We start from the raw sequence: 9,402 nt of genomic DNA, 5'->3' as shown, positions 1-9,402 counted from the left end.
CGGGCGCTGTTCCAGACGCTGCCAGATGCGGTCGCGCTGATGCTGCATGAAGGTGGCGAATTTGCGCTGGTGCCAGATCACATGCCAGGTGACAAAGCCGGCCATCATCTGCGCCTGGCCCGGATCGACCACCCGGACGACATGCACATGCGATGGCAGGCTGGGGCAAGCCAGCACGTTGTCGGCGCCAGCGCCGATGGTGCAGACCGCCCTCAGATTGGGATAGCGTTCGAAGGCATCCGCATGAGGATGCCAGGCGAGGGCGATGCGCACCGCTTCGGCGCCATCGGTGACCGGATGGTCGACGCTTTCGATGCGGTCGGCGATCCGGGCCAGGGCCTTGCCGTAATAGGCGCGCAGGTCGAATTTCCGGCTGATGACGGCGCAGCGCATGGTCAGGCCGTCTTCCGGCCGGGCACGGCCGCCAGCAATTCTCGCGTATAGGGGTGCTCGGGGGCGGCAAACAGTGCTGCCGCCGGCTTCAGCTCCACGATCTGGCCGCGCTGCATCACGGCGATGCGGTCGCAGATCTGGGCCGCTACACGCAGGTCATGGGTAATGAACAGCATCGACAGACCAAGCCGCGATTTCAGGTCTTCCAGCAGCTTCAGTACCTGCGCCTGCACCGAAACGTCCAGCGCCGAGACCGCTTCATCGGCAACCAGGATTTCCGGGTTGAGCGCCAGGGCGCGGGCGATGCCGATGCGCTGACGCTGGCCACCGGAGAATTCATGCGGGTAGCGTTCGATCGCGCCGGCATCCAGTCCCACCATCTGCAGCAGGTCGCGTGCCCGCTGCAGCGCCTGGTCGGGTGGCTCGCCATGGGCAATCGGGCCGTCGGCAATGATCCGGCCGACCTTGCGGCGCGGATTGAGCGAGGCAAACGGATCCTGGAACACCATCTGGATGCGCTTGCGCTGATTGCGCAGCGCCCGGTCGCGCAGCAGGGTGAGATCGGTATCGCCCAGCCGAATGCTGCCGCCATCGGCCTTGATCAGCTGCATCACCAGGCGGGCCACGGAGGATTTTCCCGAACCGCTTTCCCCCACCAGGCCGAGGGTCTCGCCCTGGCGGATCGAGAAACTGACATCTTTCGCGGCCTCGACGCGGCGGGCCGGGCGGAACCAACCGCTGGCGGTCACATAGGTTTTGTTCAGGCCGATGACCTCGACAGCCTTGCGGCGGTCATCCAGTGGCGGGCGCGCCGGCGGTTCCATGGTGGGGACCGCGGCCAGCAGGGTTTGCGTATAGGGGTGTTGTGGCCGCAGCAGCACGCTGTCGGCATCACCCTGCTCAACCAGCTTGCCATGCTGCAGCACCACGACGCGGTCGGCGATTTCGGCCACCACGCCGAAATCATGGGTGATGAACATCACGGCCATGTTGCGGCGCTGTTGCAGGTCACGCACCAGCTTCAGAATCTGGGCCTGGGTGGTGACATCCAGCGCCGTGGTCGGTTCATCGGCCACCAGGACAGATGGTTCTAGAGCCAGCGCCATGGCGATCATCGCGCGCTGGCGCTGGCCGCCGGACAGCTGGTGCGGATAGGCGCGGATGATGCGCTCGGGATCAGGCAGGCCGACCTCGCGCGCCAGCTCCAGCGCGCGCTGGCGCCGTTCAGCCGGCGTCAGCAGGTCATGAGCCTCGAACATTTCCGCCATCTGGTCGCCGATCCGCATCAGCGGATTCAGCGCGGTCATCGGCTCCTGGAAGATCATGGCGATGCGCCGGCCACGCAGGGCCATCCAGGCCTCTTCATCCAGTCCGAGCAGGTTTTTGCCCTCGAAGAGGATTTCGCCGCCCTGTGCCTTCACGGCTTTCGGCAGCAGGCCCATCAGCGCATGGGCGCACATCGATTTGCCCGAGCCGGACTCGCCCACCACACAAAGGATTTTCCCAGCTTCCAGGTCGAAGGAGACGTCATCGACGGCAAAGCCGCGATCGCCGCCGATGGGCAGTGCCAGCTTCAGATTCTTTATGGCAATGACAGGAGGGTTCATGCTCAGCGGCCTTCCTTGGCAAGCCGCGGGTTGAGCGCATCGTTCAGGCCCTCGCCGATCAGGTTGAGCGCCAGCACGGTCAGCAGGATGGCGATGCCGGGGAACACCGTGATCCACCAGGCCTGGCGGATCACGGTGCGGCCGGCGCCCACCATATAACCCCAGGACATCAGATTCGGATCGCCAAGGCCAAGGAAGGATAGCGAGGATTCCAGCAAGATCGCGGTGGCGATCATCAGCGAGGCCAGCACGATGATCGGCGACAGCGTGTTGGGCAGGATTTCGCGCCAGATGATCCAGCCATTGCTGTGGCCGGTGACAATGGCAGCTTGAACATATTCGCGGCTGCGCAGCGACAACACTTCACCGCGCACCAGTCTGGCCACTGGTGGCCAGCTGACAATGGCAATCGCAGCAACAATGGAAACGATGGAAGGCTGCATGATTGCCACCAGCACAATGGCGAGCGCGAAGCTTGGCACGGTCTGGAAGAATTCAGTGAAGCGCATCAGGGCGTCGTCCACCTTGCCGCCGGCATAGCCGGCGATGGCACCCAGCGGCACGCCGATAGCCAGGGCAGCCAGCGTCGAGACCAGGCCGACCAGCAGGGACACGCGCGCACCATGGATCAGGCCGGCGGCGACATCGCGCCCCAGCGCATCAGTACCGAACGGGAAGCCGGGCACCACCATCGGCGCCAGGAAGGGCCGTTGCACCATGCGCCAGGGCGAGGTGGGGAATAACAGCGGGCCACAAATCGCAATGAACAGCACAGCCGCCATGATGACCAGGCCGATCACCGCGCCGGGATGCCGCAGCAGGGTTTTCCAGAAGCTGCTCATGTGTTCATCTCGATACGCGGATCGACCAGGCGATAGATCAGGTCGGTGATCAGGTTGAAGGCCAGCACCATGGCCGAGGACACGACGAAGACACCGAGCAGCAGGTTGTAATCGCGCTGGATCAGTGCGTCATACATCAGGCGGCCGATGCCGGGCCAGGCGAATACGGTCTCGGTGAGGACCGCACCGCCAACCAGCGTGCCGGCCTGCAGGCCGGCCAGGGTTACCACCGGCAGCAGAGCGTTGCGCAGTATATGACGGCGCTGAATGACGCGATCCCCCAGGCCCTTGGCGCGCGCCGTCTTGACGAAGTCGAGGCGGGAAACCTCCAGCATCGACGCACGGGTCATGCGGGTATAGGTGGCCATGAAAAACAGGCCAAGCGCCGATGCCGGCAACACCAGATGGGCGGCGACATCACTGACATGACGCAGGCCGGTATAGCCGGCGCCGACGGTCTCGTAGCCAAAGCTGGGCAGCCAGTCGAGCGTCACCGAGAAGAGCAGGATGCCCATCAGCGACACCCAGAACAGCGGCGTGGCGTAAAACACCATGGAAAATGTCGTGATCAGCGTATCGGTCCAGCGACCGGCGCGACGCGCCGCCATGCCGCCAAGCAGGACGCCCATGCCAAGCGAGATCATGAAGGCGGTGCCGGTCAGCAGCAGGGTGGCGGGCAGGCGGTCGAGGATCAGCTTCGAGACCGGCATCTGCTGGCGGAAGGAGAACCCGAGATCGAAGGTGACGATACCCTTCACATAGAAAAACAACTGTTCGTGCATCGGCCGGTCGAGGCCGAACTTCTCGCGCAGCTGGGCGACGAACAGCTCGTCGGTGGCGCCGGCTTCACCGGCCATCACCGTAGCCGGATCGCCGGGTGCGGCGCGGATCAGGAAGAAGTTGAGGACGACGATCGCCAGCAGGACGATCACCGCCTTGATAAGGCGCTGGGCGACAAATGACAGCATCAGGGCAATCTGGGAAAGCGGGGAAGGCTGTATTAAGCAGAAAACCGCCTGCGACAGCCGATGCTGTCGCAGGCGGAACGCGCTGCTTACTTGTCGATCCAGGCGTCGCGGAAGCCGTCATTCACGCCAATACCGGTGGTGACAAGATCCTTGACCTTGCACTTGGTAATGGTCGGGAATTCCAGTTCCAGCAGCCAGGCAACCGGAACCTCGTCGATCAGAATCTTGGTGACCTGATTGTAGAGTTCCTGGCGCTTGGAATCGGGGAAGGCGACAGCGGCTTCAGCAAACAGCCGGTCGACTTCCGGATTGGAGTAGCCTTCAACATTGTTGAACGGCGAACCCTTGGCGATGTTCGTGCTGACATAGCTGCGGCCGACACCGAGCGCCGGATCGCCATACTGGTAGAGATAGCTGAAGCCGATGTCGTAATCCCATTCGCCGAGCTTCTGGTTGTAGCCAGGCACGTCGGTGGCGACGACTTCGAGATTGATGCCCACATCCTGGAGGTTCTGGCGCACGGCCTCACCCCAGCGGGTCCAGGTCTCGCCATAGGGCAACGGCATGAAGCGCACCTTCTCGCCCTTGTAGCCGGCTTCCTTCAGCAGGGCCTTGGCCTTGGCCGGATCGTACTTGTACTTGGCCAGGCTTTTGTCGAAGAAGCGGGTCGAGGACGAAATCGGGCCAACAGCCACTTCACCCAGACCGTTCCACACCACATTCTTGGCGAAGTCGCGGTCGAGGGCATACATCACGGCCTGACGGAACAGCTTGTTCGCGGTCGGGCCCTGGCGGTTGTTCAACCACATCCAGGCCAGCGGGCCGAAATATTCCCAGCCCTTACCAGTGACGCAGACGTCTTTCAGCTTGCTCAGGCGCGGCACGTCGAAATTCTCGACCGAGCCGCCGGGCAGGATATCGACCTTGCCGGTTTCAAAGGCAACCGAGCGGGCGGCAGCATCAGGAATGACGTGCCAGTAGATCTCATCCAGATAGGGCTTGCCCTTGACGTGATACTTCGGGTTCTTCACCAGCTTGATGAAGGAGCCCTTCTGCCATTCCTTGAACATGTAGGGGCCGGTGCCGATCGGCGTGTTGTTCGCAGGCGCGGTCTTCCAGTCGATGCCGTCATAGATGTGCTTGGGCACCATCGGCATTGAGCCGACCTCGAAAATGCCGATGAACGGGCCGAAAGCCTGCTTCAGCTTGAACACCACGGTATAGGGGTCCGGCGCCGTGACGCTTTCGACCTGCGCCAGATTGGCGCGCGCGCGCGGGTTGGTCTGCTTGATAAATTCGACGGTGAACAGCACGTCGGCAGCCGTAAACGGCTTGCCATCATGCCAGGAGGCATCTTTGGTCAGCTTGAAGGTGTAGGTCTTGCCTTCATCGGTGATGGTCCAGCTTTCGGCGAGACCCGGCAGGGGCTCCAGCTTCGGGCTATAACGCAGCAGGCCGTCATAGATATTGCCGGACACCATCTGGGTCGGGCCGTTCTGAGTGATGGCCAGCATCAGGCCCGGCGGTTCCGGCTGGATGATGACATTGGCAACGCCACCGGCTTTCGGTGTTTGCGCCATGGCGCCTTCGGCAATGCACGTGGCAATACCGGTGGCAATCAGTAGACCTAGCAAGCTTTTCTTCAGCACAGCAAACCCCCTCTGTGGCAATGGTCGTGGTTCAGGTGCAGTAGTCGGGATCGGTACGCTCCAACATCCGCTTGAAAGCCTCCCATTCAATATCCGGGCCATTTCCGGCCTCTACGCGGTCATAGCCCTTGGCATATTGACCGGCTGTTTTTTCTGGAATGCCCGGCGGGGCCTGCACGACCGGTGCGCCCGCCGACTGGATGGCGAGCTGCGCGCGGCAGGACCGCTCCAGGTTGAACATCAGCTTGAAAGCTTCCGATACGGACCGACCACAGGTCAGCAGGCCGTGGTTGCGTAGGATAAACACCGACTTGTCGCCCAGATCGGCGATCAGGCGCTGGCGTTCATCCAGGTCAAGCGCGATGCCCTCATAGGTGTGATAGGCGATGCGGCCATGGAACTGCATTGACCACTGATTGAGCGGCAGCAGCCCATCCTGTTGGCAGGACACGGCGACACCGGCCACGGTATGGGTGTGCAACACGCAGACCACATCGGGGCGCGCGGAGTGAATGGCACTGTGAATGGTGAAGCCGGCCGGATTGATGTCCAGGCCCAGAGGATCCTCGATCACCTTGCCGTTGATATCGACGGTGACGAGGTTGGAGGCCTTCACCTCCTCGAACCGCATGCCGTAGGGATTGATCAGGAAGCGGTCATGGCCGCCGGGCAGGCGGGCCGAGATATGTGTGTAGATGCTGTCATCCAGACCGTGGCGATGAATCAGGCGATAGGCCGCCGCGAGATCGACTTTGGTCTGCCAGGTCAGGTCGTGGCTGCTATTCAACGCACGAATGGATGCCGTCATAAGTCTCGCCTCCGGAAAACGGTGCGACATACTGTCATGTGCTTGAAATGACTCGCAATCGAAAAGTGTCGACAGTCGACAATTTGTGGGATAGAGAAACAGATCAAGGACATAGCGCAATGCGACTCGCTTCCAAGCCGGTTGGTCTGCCCGCCATCGTGAGCCAGGATCTGGTCACGCAGATTGCCCGCGCGCTCACCGATGCCATTATTTCCGGTCAGATTCCTCCCGGCGCCAAGGTGGCCGAGGCCGCCGTCGCGCGTGAACTGGGAGTCAGCCGGGCGCCGGTGCGCGAGGCCGGACGATTGCTGGAAAGTCAGGGATTGCTGGTCAGCATTCCGGGCCGCGGTTTTTCCGTGCGCACCCATGCGCCCGACGAAATCGACGATCTCTATGATCTGCGCATCTGCATCGAAAAGCATGCCGCCGTGCTGGCGGCGCAGCGGATGACGCCGGAAAACCGTCTGGCGCTTAGGCGTCAGCTCGATGTCCTGCACGAAACGGCGGCAATCAACGATCCGGCGCGTCAGGTGGAGGAGGATTACCGGTTTCACCGGCTGATCTGCGAAATCTCCGGTAACCGGCGGCTTCTCAAGCTGTTCGACGATCTTGCATCGGAATTGCGCATCGTGATCGGCCTGATCGGTCGCCTCTACGATGATCCCCAGCGCATTGCGCAGACCCATGAACCCTTGCTGGCGGCCATCGAAACCGGCGATGCCGCGCAGATCCAGGGTGGCGTCGAATACCATCTTGGCGATGCCTGGCGTGGTGTCGCGCAGCTGGTGCGCAATCTGCCGTCCAACCAGACAACGGAGAAAGTTTCGTGAAAGCCGTCTACAGCGATGCTCACCAGAGCCACGACCCGCAATTCTTCCTGGTGCGCGGCGTGGTGCGCAAGACCACCGAGCAGCCTGAGCGTGCCGCGCGTCTTTTGAATGGTCTGAACAGCGGTAAGCACACCATTGTGCCGGCGCAGAGCTTCGGTGCGGGCCCGCGGGCGCGGATCCACAGCCCGGATTATCTGGCCTTCCTAGAAACCGGCTTCGAGGAATGGCGCGCGCTGGGCGATTCCAACAGCGAAATGATCCCCAACATCCATGCCCAGCGCGGCGAGGCCGCCAGCTACCCCACCGGTATTGTCGGCAAGCTGGGCTGGCATACTGCGGATACCGCCTGCCCGATCGGCGCCGGCACCTTTGCCGCGGCCTGTGCGGCGGCCGATGTGGCCACCACGGCGGCACAGATGGTGCTGGATGGCGAGGACACGATCTATGCGCTCTGCCGCCCGCCGGGGCATCATGCCTATCGCGATATGGCGGGCGGCTTCTGCTACCTCAACAACAGCGCGATTGCCGCGGCACATCTGCGCCAGAAACACGAACGCGTTGCCATTCTCGATGTCGACGTACATCACGGCAATGGCACCCAGGGCATTTTCTATGATCGCGCCGATGTGCTGACCGTGTCGATCCATGCCCATCCGGGCAGCTATTATCCCTTCTTCGTCGGCTATGCCCATGAAACCGGCGCCGGCGCGGGGCAGGGCGCCAATCTGAACATCCCGTTGCCGCTTGGCACCGGCGATGCCGATTATATGAAGGCCCTGGATCGTGCCGTAAAAACCATCAAGGCTTTCGCACCGGGCGCGCTGGTGGTGGCGCTGGGGCTGGATGCCTCGGAAGCCGATCCGTTGCAGGGCCTGAAAATCACCACGGACGGTTTCCGCCAGATCGGCGGCGCCATCGCCCGCATCGGCCTGCCCACCACGCTGGTGCAGGAAGGCGGCTATCTCTCCGATATTCTGGGTGTCAATCTCGCGGCGGTACTGGCTGGCTATGAGGCCAGCCGATAGCGCGGCTGCGCCGCCTCAAACCGACTTGGCAGGTTCCTTGCTAGGCAGGTCGAAACAATTGGTCTGTCTCTGCCATGCCGGCTGAATTTTTCCTGAACCCGACGAATGATCCTGCCGCGCCGTATCCGCAGTCGCTGATGGCGATTCAGTCGATTGCGGCCCATGCCACGGCAAAGGCCGAAATCTCGGCCTGGCCGGGCTTTGCGCCAACGCCGCTGCGCGATCTGAAAGCGCTGGCGGCGGAAAACGGCCTGGGCGCGATCTGGTACAAGGACGAGGGCGGACGCTTCGGTTTGGGCAGCTTCAAGGCTCTGGGTGGCGCCTATGCGGTCATGCGGCAGCTGCAGCATGCCGTGGCCGACGCGCTTGGCAAATCTGTGCAGGATATTGCGCCGGCCGACCTGCTGGCCGGCCGCTACCGCGATATCGTCGCGACAGTGACCGTCACCTGCGCCACCGATGGCAATCACGGTCGTTCGGTTGCCTGGGGTGCTTCATTGTTCGGCTGTGCCTGCGTCATCTACATCCATGCTCTGGTCAGTGCCGGTCGCGAAGCGGCGATTGCGGCCTATGGTGCCCGAATGGTGCGCACGGCGGGTAACTATGATGACAGCGTGCGGCAGGCACAGCAGGATGCCGCTGCGCAGGGCTGGATCGTGATTTCCGATACGTCCTATCCGGGTTATCGCGATATTCCGCGCGATGTGATGCAGGGTTATTCGGTGATGGCCGCCGAGGCCTTGGCGCAGGCACCACAGCTTCCCACCCATGTTTTCGTGCAGGGCGGTGTCGGCGGACTGGCGGCGGCCATGCTGGCCTATCTGTGGGAAACACTGGGACCGGCGCGCCCGCGCTTCATCGTTGTCGAGCCCGACAAGGCCGATTGCCTCTATCGCAGTGCCCGCGCCGGGCAGCCGGTTGTGGTGGAAGGCGCGCTGGATACGATCATGGCCGGGCTTGCCTGCGGCGAGGTTTCGCTGATTGCCTGGGATATCCTTTCGGCCGGCGCCGATGTTTTCATGACGGTATCGGATGCGGCTGCGGCCGATCTGATGCGCCGTTTGGCACGGCCGGATACGGCAGTCGTGGCGGGTGAATCCGCGGTGGCTGGGCTGGCTGGTGCACTTGCGGCGCGACAGCAGCCCGATATGGCGGCGGCCCTGAAGCTCGATGCAGCTTCGCGCATTCTGGTGTTCGGCAGCGAGGGGGCCACCGATCCAGCGGTCTATGAGCAGATTGTTGGATTGAAGCCGCAAGACATCCTGAAAGGACAGGGCTGA

8 protein-coding genes and 1 pseudogene are annotated in these 9,402 nt (G+C 62.7%); 3 read left to right on the top strand and 6 right to left on the bottom strand.

Annotated elements, in window-relative coordinates; translation table 11 throughout:
- The 6 genes and pseudogenes from AAG799_RS13085 to AAG799_RS13060 form a co-directional block, all read right to left on the bottom strand.
- A pseudogene (locus AAG799_RS13085) lies at positions 1–393 on the bottom strand (glyoxylate/hydroxypyruvate reductase A); the annotation flags it as partial.
- Positions 394–395: 2 nt separating this feature from the next.
- The gene (locus tag AAG799_RS13080) at positions 396–2,000 is read right to left on the bottom strand and encodes an ABC transporter ATP-binding protein (RefSeq protein ID WP_341896561.1); all 1,605 of its coding nucleotides are present in this window, start codon (positions 1,998–2,000) and stop codon (positions 396–398) included.
- A 2-nt stretch (positions 2,001–2,002) separates the two neighbouring features.
- A complete protein-coding gene (locus AAG799_RS13075; RefSeq protein WP_341896559.1) occupies positions 2,003–2,842 on the bottom strand; it encodes an ABC transporter permease in 840 nt (279 codons plus the stop codon).
- Positions 2,839–3,810, bottom strand: a complete 972-nt coding sequence (locus tag AAG799_RS13070) for an ABC transporter permease (protein ID WP_341896558.1) — start codon at positions 3,808–3,810, stop codon at positions 2,839–2,841. The genes AAG799_RS13075 and AAG799_RS13070 overlap by 4 nt, the downstream gene beginning before the upstream one ends.
- A gap of 86 nt (positions 3,811–3,896) precedes the next feature.
- Positions 3,897–5,459 (bottom strand): ABC transporter substrate-binding protein, encoded by a 1,563-nt coding sequence (locus tag AAG799_RS13065; protein WP_341896556.1) that lies wholly within the window; start codon positions 5,457–5,459, stop codon positions 3,897–3,899.
- Between the two features lie 31 nt (positions 5,460–5,490).
- Positions 5,491–6,267 carry a class II aldolase/adducin family protein gene (locus AAG799_RS13060; protein ID WP_341896554.1) on the bottom strand — a complete coding sequence of 259 codons (777 nt, stop codon included), beginning with the start codon at positions 6,265–6,267 and terminating at the stop codon, positions 5,491–5,493.
- A 119-nt stretch (positions 6,268–6,386) separates the two neighbouring features.
- Here AAG799_RS13060 and AAG799_RS13055 point away from each other — a divergent pair, with 119 nt between their 5' ends.
- The 3 genes from AAG799_RS13055 to AAG799_RS13045 all read left to right on the top strand — a co-directional run bounded on the left by AAG799_RS13055 (position 6,387) and on the right by AAG799_RS13045 (position 9,402).
- Positions 6,387–7,097, top strand: coding sequence for a GntR family transcriptional regulator (locus AAG799_RS13055; protein ID WP_341896552.1), 711 nt, complete (start codon positions 6,387–6,389; stop codon positions 7,095–7,097).
- The gene (locus AAG799_RS13050; protein ID WP_341896550.1) at positions 7,094–8,122 is read left to right on the top strand and encodes a histone deacetylase family protein; all 1,029 of its coding nucleotides are present in this window, start codon (positions 7,094–7,096) and stop codon (positions 8,120–8,122) included. Before AAG799_RS13055 ends, AAG799_RS13050 begins: the two co-directional genes overlap by 4 nt.
- Positions 8,123–8,196: 74 nt before the next feature.
- A complete protein-coding gene (locus AAG799_RS13045; protein WP_341896548.1) occupies positions 8,197–9,402 on the top strand; it encodes a diaminopropionate ammonia-lyase in 1,206 nt (401 codons plus the stop codon).

The organism is Ferrovibrio terrae, from assembly GCF_943371255.1.
Taxonomy (GTDB): domain Bacteria; phylum Pseudomonadota; class Alphaproteobacteria; order Ferrovibrionales; family Ferrovibrionaceae; genus Ferrovibrio; species Ferrovibrio terrae_B.
Note: the sequence above shows the minus strand (reverse complement) of the source record. Positions and strands in the feature narration are given on the sequence as shown.

Bases quoted from the DNA above. Each gene is read 5' to 3' on its own strand.
- AAG799_RS13080 (WP_341896561.1), bottom strand. From the start codon at position 2,000: ATGAACCCTCCTGTCATTGCCATAAAGAATCTGAAGCTGGCACTGCCC.
- AAG799_RS13075 (WP_341896559.1), bottom strand. From the start codon at position 2,842: ATGAGCAGCTTCTGGAAAACCCTGCTGCGGCATCCCGGCGCGGTGATC.
- AAG799_RS13070 (WP_341896558.1), bottom strand. From the start codon at position 3,810: ATGCTGTCATTTGTCGCCCAGCGCCTTATCAAGGCGGTGATCGTCCTG.
- AAG799_RS13060 (WP_341896554.1), bottom strand. From the start codon at position 6,267: ATGACGGCATCCATTCGTGCGTTGAATAGCAGCCACGACCTGACCTGG.
- AAG799_RS13055 (WP_341896552.1), top strand. From the start codon at position 6,387: ATGCGACTCGCTTCCAAGCCGGTTGGTCTGCCCGCCATCGTGAGCCAG.
- AAG799_RS13045 (WP_341896548.1), top strand. From the start codon at position 8,197: ATGCCGGCTGAATTTTTCCTGAACCCGACGAATGATCCTGCCGCGCCG.